This is a genomic window from Serratia sp. MMO-28 (genome assembly GCF_037199905.1).
Taxonomy (GTDB): Bacteria; Pseudomonadota; Gammaproteobacteria; order Enterobacterales; family Enterobacteriaceae; genus Chania; species Chania oryzae.
The window spans coordinates 16786-37830 of sequence record NZ_JBBCVB010000031.1 but is presented as its reverse complement, the minus strand read 5'-3'; the positions used below and the strand labels follow the sequence as shown (position 1 = coordinate 37830).

The 21045-nt window shown below is 55.6% G+C and carries 10 protein-coding genes and 2 pseudogenes; 1 reads left to right on the top strand and 11 read right to left on the bottom strand.

The annotated features are described in order from the left end of the window. Positions 1-36: 36 nt before the first annotated feature. The gene (locus WG891_RS22155) at positions 37-588 is read right to left on the bottom strand and encodes a fimbrial protein (protein ID WP_156294178.1); all 552 of its coding nucleotides are present in this window, start codon (positions 586-588) and stop codon (positions 37-39) included. Positions 589-1481: 893 nt separating this feature from the next. Then, complete coding sequence (gene lpxA / locus WG891_RS22150; protein ID WP_337264512.1) at positions 1482-2273, bottom strand: acyl-ACP--UDP-N-acetylglucosamine O-acyltransferase; 792 nt, start codon at positions 2271-2273, stop codon at positions 1482-1484. Between the two features lie 531 nt (positions 2274-2804). Here lpxA and WG891_RS22145 point away from each other — a divergent pair. Next, positions 2805-11404, top strand: a pseudogene (locus tag WG891_RS22145) (GH36-type glycosyl hydrolase domain-containing protein). Positions 11405-11607: 203 nt separating this feature from the next. On the opposite strand, the gene WG891_RS22140 reads toward WG891_RS22145, so the two are convergent. The 9 genes and pseudogenes from WG891_RS22140 to WG891_RS22100 all read right to left on the bottom strand — a co-directional run bounded on the left by WG891_RS22140 (position 11608) and on the right by WG891_RS22100 (position 21044). Beyond that, positions 11608-12885, bottom strand: coding sequence for an O-acetylhomoserine aminocarboxypropyltransferase/cysteine synthase family protein (locus WG891_RS22140; protein ID WP_337264511.1), 1278 nt, complete (start codon positions 12883-12885; stop codon positions 11608-11610). 145 nt (positions 12886-13030) lie between these two features. Next, positions 13031-13879 carry a DUF4431 domain-containing protein gene (locus WG891_RS22135; RefSeq protein ID WP_337264510.1) on the bottom strand — a complete coding sequence of 283 codons (849 nt, stop codon included), beginning with the start codon at positions 13877-13879 and terminating at the stop codon, positions 13031-13033. Positions 13880-14190: 311 nt separating this feature from the next. Beyond that, complete coding sequence (locus WG891_RS22130) at positions 14191-15447, bottom strand: hypothetical protein (RefSeq protein ID WP_337264509.1); 1257 nt, start codon at positions 15445-15447, stop codon at positions 14191-14193. 58 nt (positions 15448-15505) lie between these two features. Further along, a pseudogene (locus tag WG891_RS22125) lies at positions 15506-15805 on the bottom strand (type VI secretion system baseplate subunit TssE); the annotation flags it as partial. A 43-nt stretch (positions 15806-15848) separates the two neighbouring features. Continuing rightward, positions 15849-16385, bottom strand: coding sequence for a type VI secretion system lipoprotein TssJ (gene tssJ / locus WG891_RS22120; protein ID WP_337264508.1), 537 nt, complete (start codon positions 16383-16385; stop codon positions 15849-15851). Beyond that, on the bottom strand, positions 16366-17463 hold the full coding sequence (gene tssG, locus WG891_RS22115) for a type VI secretion system baseplate subunit TssG (protein ID WP_337264507.1): 1098 nt from the start codon (positions 17461-17463) through the stop codon (positions 16366-16368). Before tssG ends, tssJ begins: the two co-directional genes overlap by 20 nt. Beyond that, entirely contained in the window at positions 17427-19190 is a 1764-nt protein-coding gene (tssF, locus tag WG891_RS22110; RefSeq protein ID WP_337264506.1) for a type VI secretion system baseplate subunit TssF, read from the bottom strand. The genes tssG and tssF overlap by 37 nt, the downstream gene beginning before the upstream one ends. Positions 19191-19292: 102 nt before the next feature. After that, positions 19293-19937: a hypothetical protein gene (locus tag WG891_RS22105; protein WP_337264505.1), complete on the bottom strand. Its 645-nt coding sequence runs from the start codon at positions 19935-19937 to the stop codon at positions 19293-19295. A 90-nt stretch (positions 19938-20027) separates the two neighbouring features. Next, positions 20028-21044 (bottom strand): hypothetical protein, encoded by a 1017-nt coding sequence (locus WG891_RS22100; RefSeq protein WP_337264504.1) that lies wholly within the window; start codon positions 21042-21044, stop codon positions 20028-20030. Position 21045 lies beyond the last annotated feature (1 nt).

Here is a 21045-nt window from a genome sequence, read left to right as displayed (position 1 = left end):
AAAAACTGCAGGCAGCGAGGCTGCCTGCATAGGGGCTTAGTTATAAGAAAAACTGAACAGGATTGGTGCGCTGACGGCACCAATGTTGATACCCGTGGTGGTGGTCGATGCCAGACCCGCCTGCAAGCTCAGTGTCTTGGTATTAAAGTCGCTGGCTGCTGGCGTTGCGCCCGCAGTAGCCACCAGGAGTTTCTGGCCGCTGGTGATATAGGTGGTTGGGGTCGCCACCTGGTTCAACATGATGCCGGTATTGGTACCGGTAGAGTTGAACATATTAGGGTTGCCCCCCAGCGTCTGGCCGCTAACGACCAAATTGGCGGTATCTGCCGCTTGAGCAGGCACCTGGCAATTATTCAGGCCAACGGTAAAGGTTTTTTGGCTGGCTGGAATTGGCGTTGCTACCCCGGTAAATTGAGTAGGTGCATAGTTACCCAAATCCAGGTTGTTAGTTGACAGGGAAACGTCACAGGTGGCAGCAACAACGTTAGCCGTTACGGTTAATTGCGCATTCGAAGCCGCTTGGGCATTCCCGGTGGCAACCGCTAATAACAGGGCAGCAGGAGCCAATGTGAAAATAACTTTACGCATGATACTCTTCCTTTATGTATATATTTTCATATTTAAATAAAACGTACATTTACGCTTAATACTTTCAGTTATCTCTTGATAGAGAGAACTGAAAATATCGGCATTTAGCCAAAAGGCGACCATAAAAACGATCACCACTTGGGCATTCATTAATTCGTAGAAGATTTAATGATATTGTGCTGAATACAGAGTTAACTGCTCAATCAATCTGTACCCTGCTCAATGAGGAGGTATTATCCAAATTTATCATCCCTGTTATATAAGGAAATCCTTAAAGTTCCCACGTTGGTTTTTAAGCTGGTGTATAGCAGATAAGATTGTGGAGGAATCATCGCCCCCTTGATGTACTCGCCCTCGCGGAACCCCGCTAATATTCATTAATGCCGAGTCATTGTCAATAATGACCTTTGGCTGGAAAAATATAATTAATTTATTGATTTTTATAACAAAAACACCAAAACCACCAACCTGACATATCTCGCCCCCCTTTGAGTGGAGTTTTATGCTGATAATTTTGTGAAACATAGTTTTTTGATAAAACAGCAAGATTAAAATTAGATTAATTATTCAATAGTTAGGGATTTAATGGTCATAGAGAAAACCGTATTGAGTAATCTGATAAATATTAATAAAAACATAGGAATAAATATGATTTTTATATCCGTGATATTTTCACATTAATGCGATTAGAGCAGGGCGGCATTTCTGATTGAGCTAACGGACGCGATCTCATCACTGGCTCTCACAAGCCATAATGAGACATACCCCTCATACTTCAAGTTGCAGGTGCGTTGGTTTTCCTCGCTCACCCCAGTCACTGACTTGAGCAAGCTCCTGGGGATTCCTGCACGCCTTCCTGCAACTCGAATTATTTAGGGTATATCACCTCAGTATCAGCGAATAATGCCGCGTGTGGAGCGTGAGAAAAATTGATTAAATAACCTGAGTAACAGATAGTGAATGGCCAAACGCGCAGCTTCTTTCTTTGCCTCGTCGAATGGCATTGCCAAGTGATAGATACGATCGTAGAGAGTACGGATCTCTTGCTGCTGCTGAATATCCGCCGCCAGAAAAGCAACGGCCCATTGGTTAAACCCGGTAGGTAAAGCGTGGTTCCCGCTGGCACAGACAAATGGCGGCACATCCTGTACCACGCCCGAGCGATCGGCGATCTGCGCATAGGCCCCCAGAATACAAAATTGGTGGATCGCACACATCACCCCGATCTGGACCGCATCATCAAGCTCGACATGCCCCGCGAGACCACTGTTATTACCAATCAGCGTGCCATTGCCGATCACGCAATCATGCCCAATATGGACGCTGTTCAAAATACGATTGTCATGGCCGATCGCCGTGCGGCCCCGGCCTTGTACAGTGCCACGATGAATGGTGGCTTTTTCCCCAATGTGGTTGCGATCGCCGATCACCACATCGGTCGCTTCGCCAGCATATTTCAGATCCTGATTCACTTCACCGATCGACGAATACCGCCCAATGCTGTTGTTGCGCCCGATGCGGGTCTGGCCGTTAATCACCACGTGCGAAGCGATCACCGTGCCTTCGCCAATCTCGACACCGGCAGTAATCACACAAAAAGGGCCGATATACACCTGTGCACCGATCACCGCACCCGGTTCAATCACGCTGCCACGGGCAATGTGGGCGGAGGAAGAAATTAACATCGCGTTACCCTGACGATGGCTCATGACGCTTTAGTCACGCAGGCACATCATCGGTTAATAATTAAGCCAAGGTCTGGATTAATCAGGAATGGAGTGACAAATGGACGCGGCAAACAGCCCCTTCGGGGTGATCTCGGCGAAAACATGAAGACAACAACTGCACAGAGCATAAAGAGTCTGTGGCCAAACCACGCTATCTTATATTTTTATTATTTTATGAACCTTTCAGAAAGGCTGGGACATGCCACACGACAGCCCGTCTAGCTGGCTCTGTGGCACCCGTTGGATGGCGTGGTAAAGGTTTGATGCCCAGCGCTTATGGCGATATAAAATTCTATTTTTCAATATAACTGGCATTTCATTAGCTAATAAATCACTTTTTCGCCACAAATTTTGCTATAGTCAGTGCATATCTTGCCCACATCCCCACCCTTCTGTGAAGTTCTCCACGCTTCCCACTTCACTGTGTTCGCACCATTTTTCCGTTTCAGCGACTGCCTCTCGGTGTCTGTTACGCTACGGAGTGTATGAGTGAAAATAAATTTTAATCGTTGGTTTAGCCGTAAGCCCAAACTGCCCCTTGCAGCAAAAGAACGTCAGCCCGCAACAGACAAACGCCGGGACGAGGCCACAATCAATGCCGAGCTCTTTTCCATCGATCAAATGGAACGTTACGGCCAAAAGCTGGCGCGCTCGCACAAACTGGCCAGCAAAAAAACGCCCTACTTTTTATTAAAACGCCTAGATGACAACGAAGCAGTATTAACCCACAGTTGCCATCTTCTAAGCACCGGCGGCAAAGTCAGCATTGCTCCGGCTGGCGAATGGCTGCTGGATAACTTTTATCTGGTGGAAGAACAGATCCGGCTGGTGCGCCACCATTTACCGAAGAACTTTGGTAAAGGGCTACCACAGCTCTCTGCGCCGCATAACTGCCCACGAATTTATGACATTGCCACCGAAGCCATCGCTCACGGCGATGGGCGCTGGGATACCGCCAGCCTGACCCGTTACATCGCCGCCTATCAGAAAGTCTCGGTTCTGACGCTGGGGGAGCTGTGGGCGTTGCCGGGCATGCTGCGCCTGGCGCTGATTGAAAACCTGCGGCGCGTCAGCATTGAAGTGGCAGAAACCCAGCAGGAACGCAACCTGGCCACTCGCTGGGTCAATAAAATGCTCGACAGCGCCGAGAACGATCCGGCCAACCTGATCGTGGTGATCGCCGAGATGGCCAGCTCCAATCCGCCGCGCGCCAGCGCCTTCGTGGCCGAACTGGTGCGCTGCCTGAAAGGCCATGGCAAGATGCTGGCCCTGCCGCTGACCTGGGTAGAACAGCGGTTAGCGGAAGTCGGGTTAACCAGCGATCAGATCATCCTCCGCTTTAACCAACAGTTGGCCAACAGCCAGCTTTCGGTCAGCAATAGCATCTCCAGCCTGCGCCAATTGAGCGACATGAACTGGGCAGAGTTTGCCGAAACCATGAGCCTGGTGGAACACACCCTGAACCAGGACCCGGCGCAGATTTACGGCAAAATGCACTTCGATACCCGCGACCATTACCGGCATATTATTGAGGCCCTGGCTCGCCAGTGCGCGCACAGTGAAGGCGAGGTGGCCAAGCAGGTGCTCGCGCTGGCACAAAGTGCCGCAGATCAGGGCTGTATGCGCCACGTGGGTTACTATCTGGTGGATAAAGGCCGGGATGATCTGGAGCAGAGCCTTGCCATTCGTCGCCCTCCGTTGCTGCGGCTGCGCGACGCGCTGAAGCAAGCCTCGCTCTCATCCTGGCTCGGCGGCTTGGGTTTGGTAACGGCGGTGGGTAGCCTCTATATTCTTTCTGAAAGTTATCGCAGCGATGCCCCCCAATTGCTTTGGCTGTTAGCCATCCCGACGGCGATCGTCGTCAGCCAGTTTGCCATCAATCTGCTGAGTGAGGTCATCAACCGGCTTAAAACGCCCAAACCCCTGCCGCGCATGGATTTCTCCTGCGAGATCCCGCCCCGGTTTCGTTCACTGATCGTGATGCCCAGTATGCTGGTGAGCCGAGCAGGTATCGATGAACTGATTAACAGCCTGGAGGTGTGCTATCTGGGTAACGCGATGCCGCACCTGCATTTTGCACTGTTAACCGATTTCCCCGATGCGCCCACGCAGACGATGCCTGAAGATGCCGATTTGCTGAACTATGCGGTGTATCAGATCGCTCAGCTTAACCGCCGCTACCCAGCCCATCTTGGCACCTCTTTCTTTTTGCTGCACCGCGAGCGTGCATGGAATCCAAAGCAAGGGGTGTGGATGGGTTACGAACGCAAGCGCGGCAAGCTGGCGGCGCTGAACCAGTGGCTGCGCCACCAGCAACAGCAGTTTGCCACCGTGGCGGGCAACCATCCTGAAGTGCTGAGCAACGTTAAGTATGTGATTACGCTGGATGCCGATACCGTGCTGCCCCGTGAGGCCGCGCACCAGTTGGTGGCCACTATGGCGCACCCGCTTAACTACCCGGTGTATGATCCGCAAAGCAAACGGGTCGTCAGCGGCTATAGCATTTTGCAGCCGCGCCTGGCGGAAGAGATCCCGCGCTACGGGCAGAGCCGCTACGCGGCGATGTCCAGCAGCGTTGCCGGTAATGACCCCTACTCCCTGATGTCTTCCGATCTTTATCAGGATCTGTTCAAAGAAGGCTCCTTCGTCGGTAAGGGGATCTATGACGTTGATATGTTTATCTGCACCACCAGCGGCGTCTGCCCGGAAAACCTGGTGCTCAGCCACGATCTGCTGGAGGGCTGCTATGCCCGCTCCGGGCTGCTGAGCGACGTACTGCTGTATGAGCAGTATCCGGCCAACTATCTGGTGGACGTGGCTCGGCGCACCCGCTGGATCCGTGGCGACTGGCAACTGCTGAACTGGCTGCGCCTGCGGGTACGGCAGGCTGACAATAGCCGCATCGCCAACCCGCTCAGCGTGCTGTCGCGCTGGAAACTGGTTGATAACCTGCGCCGCAGCCTGGTGGCACCCAGCCTGTTAATGCTGCTGTTTTACAGCTTAACTATCGCGCCTAATCCGTTGTTCTGCCTATTGGCGCTCGCCATAATGCTGCTGTTACCAACGCTGCTGATGCTGTTGCAAGGGCTCATCAGCAAACCGCGCCGCCGCCCGCTGCTGCTGCACGTGAGCATTGTGCTGAATGGCACGCTAAAGCGCCTGAGCCACATTGGCCTGCATCTGGCCACGCTGCCGCATGAAAGTTGCTATTCCGTGCGGGCGATTGCCGTGACGCTGTGGCGGCTGGCCGTCAGCCAGCGCAATCTGCATGAGTGGACAAGCTTTGCTCAGAGCCAATCCGGCTTTGCGCCGCAGCCAAGCAACTTTTACCGGGCCATGTGGCTGAACCCGGTTGCGGGGATTGTGCTGGCTTTGCTGAGCGCACGCCTTAACCCCGCCCTGCTGCCGTTTGCCCTCGCGCTCGGCCTGCTGTGGTTTATCGCTCCCCGCTTGCTCAGTTGGCTAAGCCAGCAGCCGGTGCGTTCCCCGGTGGCGATCCACGATCGGCAGCGCCGTTTTCTGCGCCAGACCAGCCGCGAGATCTGGTCGTTTTTTGAAACCTTTGCCAACCAGCGGGAGAACTGGCTGCCGCCGGATAACTACCAGGAAATCCCGCTGCCGACCATCGCCCATCGCACTTCACCCACCAATATCGGCCTGTCGCTGCTGGCGAACCTGACCGCCTGGGATTTTGGCTATATTCCCCAGGGTGAAGCGTTGCAGCGCATTTCCCTGACGCTGGATACGCTGGATAAGATGGAGCACTATCGCGGCCACTTATATAACTGGTACGACACCCGCACGCTGGCACCGCTCAGCCCACGCTATATTTCCAGCGTCGACAGCGGCAATCTGGCCGGGCACCTGCTGACGCTCAGCTCAGGCTTAAAGCGGCTGAAAAATCAGCCGATCCTGGAAGCTCCCCGCCTGATTGCCGGGCTTAACGACACCTTATACATTATCGAAGAACGTTGGGGTGAGGCCGCCCCCAGCCTGCTCAGGCAGGTACGTAACACCCTGAACGATCTCACCTCGCTGCCGCTCAATACGCTCTTTGCGCCATTGAGCCTGACGATGACGCTGGCCAGCGGTCTGCAAAACCTGGCGGGCAGCAAAGACAGCGTATTAACCGACTGGCTGGAAAAGTTCGATAAACAGCTGAGCCTGATGTGCGCAGAGTGGACGCTGTTATTGGGCTGGATCACCCCCGACACCGAGCTGACCACCCTGCCGTCCACCCTGTGGCTGGCGCAGGCCGATCGGCCCTCTTCAGCCATCGGCCCGCAACAGTTGGCCAGCATGCAGCCCGCCATTGAGCAAGCCCGTCAGCGGCTGGCGATTATGGCCGAGTTGGAAGAGCGGTTGAACGAACATGCGATCATGGATTTCCAGTTTCTCTATCACCAGGCCAGCAGGCAGCTTAGCGTGGGCTATAACTGCGATATCACCAAAATGGACAGCGGCAAGTACGATCTGCTGCCCTCGGAAATTCGCCTGACCAACTTCTTTGCCATTGCCGCCAATCAACTGCCGATGAAAAGCTGGTTTGCGCTGGGGCGGCTGTTTACCCTGATCGATAAACAGCCCGCGCTCATGTCGTGGAGCGGTTCGATGTTTGAATATCTGATGCCGCAGTTGGTGATGCCCGCTTACCCCGATACGCTGTTGACCCGCATGTGTCAGTCGGCGGTTGAGCGCCAGATCGAGTGGGGTAAACAGTGCGGCGTGCCGTGGGGCATTTCAGAATCCGGTTACTTCTCGTTTGATCCGCAGCAGAACTACCAGTATCACGCCTTTGGCGTGCCCGGCTTGGGGCTGCGCCGTGGCTTGAGTGACGATGTTGTTATCGCTCCGTATGCCACGTTGATGGCGCTGATGATCGCGCCTCAGCAAGCTTATGCCAACCTGCGGTTGCTGGAGAAAAACGGGGCCAAAGGCCAGTTCGGGTTTTATGAGGCGCTGGATTATACCGCCTCCAGACTGGCTCGCGGCCAGGTCTATGCGATCGTGCAATCCTATATGGCGCACCACCAGGGAATGGGCTTCCTGGCCTTGTCCCACCTGCTGCTCGAGGCGCCAATGGTCGATCGCTTTGCCGCCAATCCTTCATTCCAATCGGCTCGCTTGCTATTGCAGGAACGGGTGCCGGATGCCGTTGAGCTTTACAGCCCGCGCCGCCAGTTCGAATCTTATGAAGGCCGCCTGAAATCCGTCGACTACCAAACCCGTGAATTCAACGACGTTAGCAGCCCGATCCCTGAAGTTCAGTTGCTGTCCAACACCCACTATCACCTGATGGTGACCCAGGCCGGTGGCGGCTACAGCCGCTGGAAAGACATCGCGCTGACCCGCTGGCGTGAAGACACCACCCGCGATAACCGTGGCACCTTCTGCTACCTGAGCGACCCGAAAACCGGCGAAATGTGGAGCACCACCTGGCAGCCGGTAGGCCAAACCGCCGAGCATTACCATGTGCTCTTGACCGACGCCGGTGCTGAATTTAACCGCACGGAAGGCACTCTCAGCGTACAGACTAAAATCGTGGTCTCGCCAGAAGACGACGTTGAGTTGCGCCGCATGACCCTCATCCACCGCGGCCGTCATGCCCGAGTGATTGAGATCACCACCTATGCCGAGGTGGTCCTGGCGCCTGCCGCCAACGAACTGGCCCATCCGGCGTTTAATAATCTGTTTATACAAACCGAGCTGTTGCCCAAGCACGAAGCGATCCTCTGCCATCGCCGCCCGCGGGAGCCTCACGAGCACTGCCCATGGCTGCTGCATATGATGGTGATCCACGGCGATATTCAGCGGGAAACCTCATTTGAGACCGATCGCGCGAAGTTTATTGGCCGTGGACAGACGCCGGGCAACCCGCAGGCGCTGAAACAGGGTGGCGCGTTGAGCAACACCTGCGGCCCGGTGCTGGACCCGGTGATCGCCATCCGCCAGCGCATCCGCCTGGAACCCGGTGTGCCGGTGATTATTGATGCGATTTACGGCGTCAGCCCAGATCGCCCAACGACGCTGGCGTTGATCGAAAAATACCGTGACAGCCATCTTGCCGACCGGGTGTTTGCCATGGTCAGGTCCCACAGCCAAGTAGTGTTACGCCAGCTCAATGCCAGCGAAGACGATGCCAGCCTGTTCAACCGCCTGGCCGCTGCCGTGCTGTTCCCCTCGCACGAACTGCGGGCCGAATCACGGCTGATCATGCAGAATCGCCGTGGGCAATCTGGCCTGTGGGGGCATGCTATTTCTGGCGACCTGCCGATTGTGCTGCTCACCGTCACCGACGATCAGAACATGGGGATCGTGACCACGCTGATCCGCGCTCATAACTACTGGCGCTTAAAAGGGTTGCGCGCCGATCTGGTGATCCTGAACGACAGCATGGGCGGCTACCGCCAAGATTTGCACAATCAGATTGTCGATCTGATTGCCGAGGATGCGCAAACCAACCAGCGCGATAAATCCGGCGGGATCTTTATCCGTAACGGCGAGCAGGTTTCGTCGGAAGATCGCACGCTGTTGCTGAGCGTGGCACACATTGTGCTCGACGATCAGAGCGGCGGCCTGCTGGAGCAGATCACACAGCGTATGCAGCCTACCTTGTCGATTCAGCAACCGCTGATCCCGAAAGTGAACTTACCGCGCAACCTGCAGCCGCAGCGGCGCTTTGCGACCGAGCATCTGGCATTTTTTAACGGTTTTGGCGGCTTCTCAAGCGATGGCCGTGAATATCAAATCCTGCTGGAAGAAGGCAAAAATACTCCTGCGCCCTGGTCTAACGTGATCGCTAACGCCAGCTTCGGCACCGTGCTTTCTGAAAGCGGCCAAGCCTATACCTGGTATGAGAATGCCCATGAATACCGCCTGACGCCGTGGGAAAACGATCCGGTATGCGACAGCTCCGGCGAGGCGTTCTATCTGCGCGATGAAGAGAGCGGTTATCTATGGTCGCCGATGGCCCTGCCGCTGCGCGGGCAAGGCAGCTACCTCACACGCCACGGCTTTGGCTACAGCGTGTTTGAGCATCAGGAAACCGGCATTGACAGCGAACTGACGGTGATGGTGGCTGAACATGCGGCGGTGAAATTGTTCACCCTGACGTTAAGCAATAACTCGGGCCGCACCCGCAAACTGTTGGTGACCGGCTATGTGGAATGGGTGCTCGGCAACCTGCGTTCGACCTCTGCCCGCCATGTGGTGACCTCTGCCGCCAGCGTGGCTAACGGCTGCGGCGTGTTGGCCAACAACTATTATGGCAGCAACGGTTCGGAGCGCACCGCGTTCTTTGCCGTGAGCGGCGCTCATTGTGCCATCAGCGGCGATCGCGGTGAATTCCTCGGGTGCAACGGTTCACCGGCCGCTCCCGCCGCGCTGCAACTCCTGCGGCTTTCCAATAAAACCGGGGCGGGGTTCGATCCGTGCGGTGCGGTGCGGTGCAGTCTGCCACCACCCTGATTGATGGCGATCAGCGCACCTTTGTGTTTGCCTTAGGTATCGGCCAGGACGCGCAAGAGGCGGAAGCCTTGATACGCCAGTTCCTCAATGAGGATGCGGCTAACGCCGAGCTGAGCCGTATTCACCATCACTGGCATCAGATGCTGGATAAAATCCAAGTCACCACGCCAGATCCGGCACTGAATCTGCTGACCAACGGCTGGCTGATGTATCAGACGCTGGCCTGCCGGATCCTGGCGCGCAGCGGGTATTATCAGTCTGGCGGTGCCTATGGCTTCCGCGATCAGTTACAGGACAGTTTGGCATTGGCCCATGCCGCACCGGAAAGAATGCGCGAGCAGATCCTGCTGTGCGCATCGCGCCAGTTTGTTGAAGGTGACGTGCAGCATTGGTGGCACCCGCCGCAGGGCAACGGCGTGCGCACCCGCTGCTCGGACGATTACCTGTGGCTGCCGCTGGCGATCTGCCACTACGTTAAGGTGACCGGCGATAGCGCCATTCTCGACCAGAAGGTCGGCTACCTTGAGGCGCGCAGGCTCAACCCGGGGGAGGAGTCCAGCTATGAGCACCCTTCGCTCAGCTCGGTTGAAGAAACCCTGTGGCAGCACGGCGTTCGGGCGATCAGGCATGGGCTGACCTTTGGTGAGCATGGCTTACCGTTGATCGGCTGTGGTGACTGGAATGATGGCATGAACCTGGTGGGGCTGGAGGGGCGTGGCGAAAGCGTCTGGCTCGGCTTCTTCTTCTACAGCGTGTTACAAAGCTATGCCACGCTGGCACAGCAGCAGCGTGATGGAGAAACCGAGGCGTTATGCCGGGAGCAGGCCGCTACGCTCAAGCAGAATCTGCACGACCACGGCTGGGATGGCGAATGGTATCGCCGCGGCTACTTCGACGGTGGCGAACCTTTGGGCTCCCACACCGCCAATGAGTGCCAGATTGATGCGATCGCCCAAAGCTGGTCGATACTTTCCGGCGCTGGCGACAGCGAGCGCAGCCAGCAGGCCATGCAGCAGTTGGATCGCCAGTTGGTTGACGCAGAGGCCGGGATCATCAAACTGCTGATGCCGCCGTTCGACGGCAACGGCCCGAACCCTGGCTATATTCGCGGCTATCTGCCCGGCGTGCGGGAAAACGGCGGCCAATATACCCACGGGGCAATTTGGGCGGTGATGGCTTTTGCTGAGATGGGCGAGGTTGAGCGGGCGTGGCAGTTGATGGCAATGATTAACCCGATCAATCACAGCCTGAACGGTGACGAGGCCGAACGTTACAAAGCCGAACCTTACGTGATGTGTGCGGATATCTACGCGGTAGATCCCCACGCCGGGCGCGGCGGTTGGAGCTGGTATACCGGCTCCGCGGGCTGGACCTATCGCTTGATTACCGAATCCTTGCTGGGGTTGGAGCGCCACGGCGAATTTATCACCCTCCACACCCGGCTCCCGGCCAGTTGGCCTGAGGTGTCGCTGAGCTATCAGCAAGGCAGCAGCCGTTATCAGATCACCGTGCGGCGCAGTGAAAGCCAATACCGGGTGGTGATGGATGGGAATGTGCTGGCGGATGACAGGATCCCGATTGGGGACGACGGCGTGGATCACCGGGTGGAAGTGTTCGTTTAGGCACGGTTGCGGGGTTTGCTGATACAGGCGAATCCTGTGGTCAGGGTGTAATACTGACAGAGATCCTCTGATTCAGGTGCGTTAACCCCTACCGAGCGATTGGCATCGCAAGGTAAACATCAAGCACCTGAATCATTAATGGGCATCACTCCCCTTTAGTTTCTCCATTCAAGGAGGATGTGCCCGCAGGAGAGTAGCAGAGATTATTTTTGCGCTGCCTGAAGCGCCTGGGAAACATCCGCTATGATGTCTTCAATATTCTCAATGCCAACAGAGATCCTGATCAAGTCTTCGCTGACACCGGCGCGAGCCAGCTCTTCAGGGGTCAACTGCCGGTGGGTGGTGGTGGCCGGGTGGCACGCCAAGGACTTGGTATCACCAATATTCACCAACCGTAAGATCATCTTTAACGCATCAATGAAGCGCCCACCCGCCTCTTTACCGCCTTTGATCCCAAAGCTCACAATCCCTGACGCCTTGCCGGAGGTTATTTTTTCACAGTTAGCCCTATAGGGGCTCTCAGGAAGCGCGGCGTAGTTAACCCAATTAACCAACGGGTGGTTTTGCAGAAAAACAGCGAGCGCCTGCGCATTGCTGCAATGCTTTTCTACACGCAAGCTCAGTGTTTCAAGCCCCTGCAGCAGTAAAAAGGCGCTATGCGGCGAGAGTGCAGCACCTGTATTACGCAATGGCACGACACGGCAGCGGCCTATATAAGCCGCAGGACCAAATGCGTCGGTATAAACAACGCCGTGATAGGAAGGATCGGGTTCGCTCAACAGACGAAAACGGGACTTGTTAGCAACCCAGTCGAATTTCCCTGAATCGATAATAATCCCACCAATGGTCGTGCCATGCCCGCCGATATATTTGGTCAATGAGTGAACCACAATATCCGCACCGTGTTCAAAAGGCCGACACAGTACCGGCGTTGCCACCGTGTTATCCACGATCAACGGTACACCATGGCGGTGAGCAATCTGTGCCAGGCGAGCAATATCGACCACATTGCCTGCTGGATTGCCGATAGATTCACAGAATAACGCTTTTGTCCGATCGTTAATAAGCGCTTCCAGGCCATCAAAGTCGTCAAAATTCGCCATGCGGACATCGACACCTTGGCGCGGTAACGTATGGGCAAAAAAATTATAAGTTCCGCCATAGAGCTGACTGGTACTGACAATATTATCGCCGACTTCGGTCAACGCCTGTATGGAATAGGTGATAGCCGCCATTCCAGAAGCCACGGCAAGAGCACCGACACCGCCTTCAATAGCAGCAAGCCGTTCTTCAAGTACCGCCGTTGTTGGGTTCATAATGCGACTGTAGATATTACCCGCCACTTTCAGGTCGAAAAGATCGGCCCCATGCTGCGTGTCATCAAAGGTATAAGAGGTGGTTTGATAGATAGGGACAGCGGCCGACTTGGTGGTCGCTTCCGACACATAGCCGTGGTGCAAAGCCAGCGATTCCAGTTTCATAGGATAGTCTCTCTGTAAGGTTGCCATGGGTAATTCATAAATAGAATACGATGTGCTTTTAAAAACTCATCATAAATAAAAAGCATTACGTTAGATGAATACCGGGCTTAGCGCCTGTCTTTGTCAGCATTGCGTATCGGCATGCTTAACGCGGCTTGTTGCTGTGAATTCTGCAACGTTCTTCAAGGTCTTTCTGCCCATTGTTCAAACCCGCATAAACCTCACAAGGCATCGTCAGGTCTTTATCCTCAAGATACCAATACGGCGGTTCTGGTGAACAGATATCCATCTGTTTCACGTTCCATTGCTTGCTGGATTTATTGAGCACCACCCAAAGCATTTTATCTAAATCCGCATCACAGTCCTTAGCCAGCGTCCAGTTGAGATCGCCACCGTCAGCGGCCACCAGCTTGCCAATCAGCACACCCCAATCGTGGCTGACGTTCAACCGGTCTACCTTAATCAGCACCGCCTGCCCCGCTTCGCTGGCCGCCGCAGGACGAATGGCATCAAGAATAAGCTTCCGCTCACTCTTGCTGGGTTCTGGCGCATTCGCTTTGGCATCAGGCTTGGGAGTACCCGCAAGCTCCAACAACAGTGCGGTATTATGATGCCCGCTATGTGCATGACTGAGGCTACCGTTAACGGTAACGTGCCGACCGGCAAAATCCGCGAGATCGAGAGAACCCGTAGGTATCAGCGTCACCTCAATCTGCTCCTTTTCTGCATCATTAAACTCTTCTTCAACAGTGCAAATTGGCTTATCTAAAAAAAGAATGCCTTGAATATTCCGGCTGTCGGTTTCTGGATCTTCACCAAAATTGGGTGGGCCAAAGAACACCCGTATTTCGACAATGCCGCTGAGGCTGACGGGCTTGCCATAATTCAGACAACGCTCTGCCGCCGATACCGCACCGGTATAAAGTGTGATAAATGCCAAGAGAGTGATAATTAATTTATGGAGATGGGTAATACGTTTATTTTCAGTCATCATTTAAGGCGCTCTTTCATCGTCTCGTCATTTCACATGCTTAACATTATTTACTGTGGCGCTGTGCGAGGATAATCAAACACTGGCTGCATCAGACCTTATTGAACAGGCAGATTCTGGCGGTTCGAGAGCCACTCATGCCCCGGTCACCTGTTCTAGCACGGGTGTTGGCGCTCAAGTCTCAAATAGCCGGTATGCTACGTATCGACAGATGACAACAACGATTTTGTCCCTGGATATAGCGTGTTTAAACCTATTGATGGAATTGTGGCATTACTACAGCAGAGATCCTCTTCACAGCCCGATATTCCACTTCACGCTGGTATCAGCCTGGTGCTGAACCACTTCCGCAGCATAAAAGAATGGCCACACACCGCACAGGTAATTTTCGGATCATCCAACGGTGCCACAGTGCGCCCTTCAGTGTATACATTCAACGATAGGCAGTGCAGGCATCCCACACCCTGTTCTCCCGGTGTAAATCCCATCAGCCAACGTGGGCGTGGTGTTACCGGTCTGCCATTCAGTTCGGCAAAAAGCGGCTGAAGGCGTCTTTCATATATCAGGAATTGCCCGACTGTCGATATCCGGCTCACGGAGAGCATCCTTCGGCGTTGCCACTGCCCCCACAGCAGCACCAGCACCCGATAAAGTGCCCAATAACGATCTTTTGGCATTTTATAAAAAACCGTCCCCGTGGATGCCACAAAGCTTTCGCCACAGGCCTTGCAGGCAAACCCCTCCGAATGACCACCAGACAAGATAATATGGCTGTTATGGCAATACGGGCACTCCTGTAGACGGTTCAGCTCAGGGTTCTGCTCATCCAAACGCTCCACCAGTTCGCGCAGTACTGGCTCGCGCTGCCAGACCGTAACCAGATGTTCATATTCAGCATGCGATGTGTGTGCAAATTCCTTTTCAAACCAGGCGGGAACCTCCGGTTGCGAGCCATCGCGCAGCACTCCCCTGGGCATAAGCGGATGCATCACAAAGCTGTGCCTACATACCTGACAGGATAAATCCGGATTGGCGGCAGGCATCTGCTCACGATACATCACCCGGTGGGAGTGACAGGATGGGCAAGTCATCCCTTGCTGTTCAGGGGTAAACCCGTGCAGATACCTTGGGAAAGGAGTAACAGGTACGGGCAAGTCAAGCAACACAGGTTTCAGACGGCAGGCATACTCCTTCCAGTTAGTTTTGTTGTGGCACCCTGACAGCCAGACCACGTCTTCGATATAGCCATTAACCCAGTGCGTCACCAGCACCGCATACAGTATGTAGTACTTTCTGCGATGCAGCTCCGCAAACGGAGTTCCCGTTGCAGGGGAGCTCTGCCGCAGGCACGCCAGGCAGCGATATTCCCACTCTCTGGTGTTGGGCACATAGTGTTCGCTGCCACAGTACGGACAACAGGTAGTGGGGTACAGTAAGGGGTTGAGGTTATCCAGCCGAACCGCCGCTTCGCGCAGCGCCGGTTCCGTTTGCCACAAATGTTCCAGGGCATTAGCATCCTGTTTTTCCAAATGGCCAAAGGCGTCAAAGAACCAGACGGGAAGTAAAATCATGGTACTTTTCCTGCGGTTTTTGTCAGTGTGTTACGGACTAATTTCGTGAAGAGGAAGCTCAGACGTCGTGCTGCTGTTTCAGGTGGCGGAGAATAACCTGGCCTTCTGGCATAAACGCAGTGCTAAAGCGTACCAACCTACGGCCTTTCAACTCGGCATCGATGCCATATTCCAGATACCCCGGCGTACATTGCTGCAACAGCACCACGGTCAGATTTTTCAGGCGCGGTTCATATTTCAGCCGGGTGTCGGGGAGGGTGAGCAACAGAGAGCACACCGTACCGGGCAAAATCTTGCCCCTATCCGGCAGGTGGCTGAGCGTGCCCACCCAGCTGTTCAGGATGCGCCGCACATTGTTGCGTCAACGTCTCATACAGCGACAGTGTGCGACGGCGCATCCTCTACTCCTTCAGCGGTTGCAGTTTGAGGGTATTGTCACCCAGTTCAATCACCCGGGCACGGTCCGGCTCCAGTTGTTCGCGGGGGATCACCAGCCTCCAGGTGTTCTTCACCGTGTCCGGCATCCTGAACATTCCGACCACCGCCACAAATTTCGCGTCCTTATCCAGCGGCATATCCAGTGTCGCGCCCTCCCCCGGTTTTACCACTACCTCACGCCAGGCCAACAGGTCAGCCTGCAGTAGAGTATCACCCTCGTTCAACACACTCTGGTAGGTTGCCTTCTCCAGTGCTTTACTGTCACGCAGTTGGTAGACCCGTACCATTGTCGGCACCGATAACGCCGTCATATCCTGGTCATCTCGGTTCAGCGCTGCCCGCCCGGTAAAATCCAGTCGCAGTGTGATGATCTGCTTGTAGAAAATCGATTTGGTGGCCGACTTGGTCCCCTCCACCACGCTTTGCGTCAAACCGCAGCCGCTCAGCAGCGCAATGGCCACTATCAGAGCAAACGGCGACTTAAAAGCGGTAATTGACATACTGACTCTCCCTGTTTTGAGTATTAAGCTGTAACCCCTGATAACGGCCCAGACTGACCGTGATACTGTCTGGCAATGCGGCCGGCGGCGGCGATATCCCGACGCCCAATATGCCAGTCAACCCCAGCAACACCCGTGGTTCACCCAGCACCGGGGCTGGCAGACTGCGGGTCGGCAGCCGCAACTGCAAGCGGGCATTGCACCGCCACCCCAGATACACCCGCAGCAGCACCAACAAATCCTGGTGTAACTGCCCGCCCGGCAACCAACTCTGCGCTTCTGCCGGATCGTCGGTACTCAGCAACAACAGCAACTGACTGTTGACATCAATCCCGGTGTCACCCAATACCGCCCCCTGAGACAGGCTCACTGAGGGGATTTTCGACAAACTGGCCGGCTGAGCCAGACGTATTTTTTGTGGGCAGTGTGGCGTCACCGTTGCCTCGGTGTTCGGGGCCAGCAACTTGACCAACGCCACCACCCCTTCCGCCGTGCGGGTCGGCAAGCGCATCACCCCAAGCAACGCCAGAAAACGCGACACCGGAGTAGCGATATGGTTGGCGGTACCTGGGATACCCAACCCAATCAACCCCAGCAGACACTGGGAAGTGGCGTCCGTCCCACCCGACGCGAAGGTGGCCGGGTAGGAGTATTTACGCCAAATGCGGTAGAACTGGGTGAAGATCCGATGGTTGAAGATATCGAGGAACGCCTCAATCGCCTCATGCCCTTCCCGGCGTTGGGCAATATCATCCAGATACGACGTCGGTAACGGGGAATCCACCCCGTACAGGCCGAGAAACGTCGTGCGCACGGTGGCTGGCCGTTCGGGATGATCCGGATCGGTTTCCAGTGCCTTCAGTTCACTGACCGGGAACCCCATGCCGGGGTGCGGCCGAAAACGCACCGGATCATCCGCCGGGTGGGTGGTGCTGCCCAGTGGCGGGTTATCCGGCAGCGCCTGCTCCAGTAACTGGCAGAAACGGTAGACATTGGCATATGACATCCGCCCGGCCAGGGCTTCAACAAGCCCGCTGTTGTTCAGCCGGGTATGCGCTGACTGTGGTTCTCTTTCCATCGCAGACAGGTCCCTGACGGTTGCAGTATCAGCGTAAGCTGGTTAAACAGATGAATATCGGCGTACAGTGCGAAGAAGCGGCTGAGCATCTCGCCAAACAGGCTGATGTCCCCGTCGCCGGCAAAGCCGTTGCTGTCGAGGGTGACTTCAATGTCCACGCCCCGCAGCAGGAAGCCTCTTTCAAAGCGCTGTATCAGATGGTGTTTGACATCAACGATCGCCGCCAGACGACGACGGTTCATTTCGTTCTCCGTCCAGTCATACAGCGCCAGCGTACCGCGCAATACCTCGGCGTTGTCCATCATCGGCAGGAAGTTCGAGCCCAGATGGCTCAATATCCGCCAGTGGAAACGGTCACGGTTCGGCGGATAGCAGGGTAGTGTCGGTTGACATAGGTTGCGCACCTTCAGCCCGGTCTGGGCGAACGGCACCACCGTATCGAGCAGGGTACTCTGCAACGCGGTACGTGGCAGTTGGCCGTTGGTGCCCGTCAGCGTCAGCGACAGGCTTTCGTCGGCCCCCAGTTTGTCGCTGTCAAACGCCTCGCCCCCGAGGATCAGCCAGGTATCGTGCAACCCGTTCACACCGCGTTTGACGCGAGTATGGAAATAACGCTCCGGGGCCTCGGAGCGCAACATGCCGCCCTTATGGCGGAAACTGCTGAACGGGACATAATGCTGATGGCCGGTATGTTTGGACGAGGTCACGCTGTTGACTGAATAAATTTCGGTATGGCCGTCCTGCAGGCGCATCGGGCGCAGCAGGTAGTCACTCTCCAGCGGTGAAAGCGTCAGCGGGTCGGCCTCCAACTGGAACAGATTGATCACGGGTACGCAGTGCAGACGGATATTGTCGGTATTGAACGGCAAGTCATGAGGCCACAGAGTGTCCAGCACCACATCCACTTCAAACCAGGGCATGCCCGGCGGGAATGTCGAGGATGCCAGCCCGTTGAGGGCCACAAACATAAACTTCTCGCGGAAAGTGAAATACTCCAGCAGCAGTTGATAACCGCTGAACGCGCTCTCTCCTTTTGGCCATAACCCATCCTGTTCGCCAAACCCCAGCGGGGAAAAGTGCCCGTCCAGGCGCTGGCGGTCCGTCTGCCCGGGGAGCCGCAGGTACAGCGTCTGCGCCTGCAGTGTGAATGCCCGGTGCAGTGCGCAGGCCACCGGCGCATCAGCATTCAGGTACAACGGCAGGCGGCTCAAATCCGTCTGACTCCAGTCGGTTAACGCCCCGCAGGCAAACCGCAACCGAATGACCGATCGCCCATCAGACTCGGTGGCAATGCCCGCCGAGGCCACGCTGAGCGGCGTCAGCGTAATATCTTGGGTAGTGGTATACCGGCAGCGGGTCTGGTGCACCCCCACCGGTTGCGACATCACTTCAAACCCGCGACCCAGGTTTTCACTGTGCTTCATCTGCTGCCGATCGGGCGTCAGCTCGATGATCGACAACGAGGGGATAGTGCGCAGGTAATGCGGCCACAACAGGCTGACCAGCCCTTCGGTCAACTCGGGCAAATCATCATCCAGTTTTTCGCGCAGCCGCCCCATCAGAAAGGCAAAGCCTTCGAACAGGCGTTCGACATAAGGGTCGCTGGCCCCGACCTTGTCCAGGTTCAGCATCGCCGCCCGATCCGGGTGGGCCTGGGCGAACTCTTTACCGGCTTCACGCAGGTAGCGCATTTCAGCCTCAAAATAGCGCAGGGTTAAATCTTCCATAAACGCCTCAATAATAATACGCCAGTGGCGATGGCCAATGTTGGCACAACATTACGTGCTCGCAGGGTGATGTTGACAGACAGGGCGTCCGGTGAGGAACTTTCAGGAGAGCGTGTTCGACAGCGTTCCTGCAGATAGGGCGAGAACTCTGCCCAGAATGTTTGAGCATGGTATAGCTCCCTGATGTTTTTGATGCATAAATAAAGTCCGCTCACCCCAATGGTCACGAATCCTAAGAAAAAAAACCAATGCTACCCCATGCTGCATTTGGCTCCCGGTAGGCATGGTAATTTCTGGCCACGTCAACGCCACCCCCATCCCCACTGATACCGCCATACCGAAAAAGCACAGCACCATGAGCAGAAGGTGCAACATGAACTTACCCTGACTGAGCATCAGCGTCTGCCCTGAGCGCGTCATGACTCGCTCAGAGCTCAAAAAACCAACCAGTTGCGGATCAGAGAATGGCAGAGCCTTTCGCGAGATAAACGATAACAGAGCCTGACAGGCCGGGAGCGGATAAGTGAGCTTAATCTGCCCATACAAAGCGATTAATTTGAGCCGGCCCAAAGCCGTCATGGGCTTCTGTTGTTCCAACGCTATCTCACCAATCACACGAGATAGTATTTCACTGTCCATGTGATCAAAACGATGCTTGCGTTTAACCGTCAACTTATTGATCCCGGCAAGGATCACAGTAGGGACAACAGCAATCAGGATTTTCTCGATAATTTCCATCATCAGCATATCGCTCTCCCTCTCCGATAAAGGTCCATTTATCCACATAACACAACTGCTCGAGTGGGAGCCAACTCGCCCATTCAACAGAGGCAGCGGCTATTTAAGGTAACGCACCACAGCCTGCAAGGCCTCGTCATTCTGGGCATTCACCACCACTGGCGCCACCCATTTGACACTGTATTGACGCTCGGCGTCGGCCTGTTTCGGCCCCCGCCAAAAACCGTGCCAGTGCGCACGACGAATATGCGGCCGCACCTTGCGTCCGGTGTGACCGGCAGACGCCGCCGTCGACGACGTCGACCAGCCCCCCAGTTGACGCAGAGCCGCCCCGACCCGTGGACCTACAGCCAGGATTTCGGGATTGGGTGGCGCAAAAAAACGCGGCCCCTGCCGCCGGACCTGCTTGGGTTCGGGACGCTGCGGAGCCTGGCGGTCACCCCAATCAGCCCCCTCCGAACAGAGATAAAACAGCAGCGGCAGAATAGCCTGCCAAAAGGCACGGGTCGTTCCTTCTGGTACCTCGGCCAATAATGGCCCCAGCGGATCAGACAGAGGCAGTACCACCGTGGCCATCGGGATCTCGCCGGTTCGGGGCGACGGGGTGGCCGAGACCACCATGGCCAGCAGTTCCGCCGTCCAATCTTCACTGGCGGGGTCTGTCAGGGTAATAAACACCCCGTCGGCAAACAGCCCATCCCCTTCGAACAACGGTAAAGGCACGCTTTCCGCCGGGAGTTCCAGATACCCCCCCCAGAACGGCAGACGGCACAGCAGCGAGCCGGGCAGATCCTCGCTCAACCCGGTCTTCTGCAACGCATCCCACAGATCGCCATCACAACGCACGATGGATTTCCCGGTGCGCCAGGCCGCAATCGTCATAAATGCCACATGCGGCTGATCACGCTCCAGGGAGGCTTTCGACAGCATACCGGTGTCAGGGATCGGATGCCGTTGCAGGTAGTCGTTCAACCAGCCATTGCACTGCGCAAAACTCATAAAGCACAAGGGTTGTTCCGGGTCGGGCTTACGCCAACTGTCCAGCGTTTTGAACACCGCCGGATTCGGTTCGGCAATGGCATAAAATGCCCGTTGAGCCAGATGCAGGGTCTTCATT

Excerpts from the sequence above, each read along its gene's own strand:
- WG891_RS22135 (WP_337264510.1), bottom strand. The coding sequence starts at position 13,879 with ATGATGACTGAAAATAAACGTATTACCCATCTCCATAAATTAATTATC.
- WG891_RS22130 (WP_337264509.1), bottom strand. The coding sequence starts at position 15,447 with ATGATTTTACTTCCCGTCTGGTTCTTTGACGCCTTTGGCCATTTGGAA.
- WG891_RS22155 (WP_156294178.1), bottom strand. The coding sequence starts at position 588 with ATGCGTAAAGTTATTTTCACATTGGCTCCTGCTGCCCTGTTATTAGCG.
- WG891_RS22105 (WP_337264505.1), bottom strand. The coding sequence starts at position 19,937 with ATGCTGATGATGGAAATTATCGAGAAAATCCTGATTGCTGTTGTCCCT.
- tssJ (WP_337264508.1), bottom strand. The coding sequence starts at position 16,385 with ATGTCAATTACCGCTTTTAAGTCGCCGTTTGCTCTGATAGTGGCCATT.
- WG891_RS22140 (WP_337264511.1), bottom strand. The coding sequence starts at position 12,885 with ATGAAACTGGAATCGCTGGCTTTGCACCACGGCTATGTGTCGGAAGCG.
- WG891_RS22100 (WP_337264504.1), bottom strand. The coding sequence starts at position 21,044 with ATGAAGACCCTGCATCTGGCTCAACGGGCATTTTATGCCATTGCCGAA.
- tssF (WP_337264506.1), bottom strand. The coding sequence starts at position 19,190 with ATGGAAGATTTAACCCTGCGCTATTTTGAGGCTGAAATGCGCTACCTG.
- lpxA (WP_337264512.1), bottom strand. The coding sequence starts at position 2,273 with ATGTTAATTTCTTCCTCCGCCCACATTGCCCGTGGCAGCGTGATTGAA.
- tssG (WP_337264507.1), bottom strand. The coding sequence starts at position 17,463 with ATGGAAAGAGAACCACAGTCAGCGCATACCCGGCTGAACAACAGCGGG.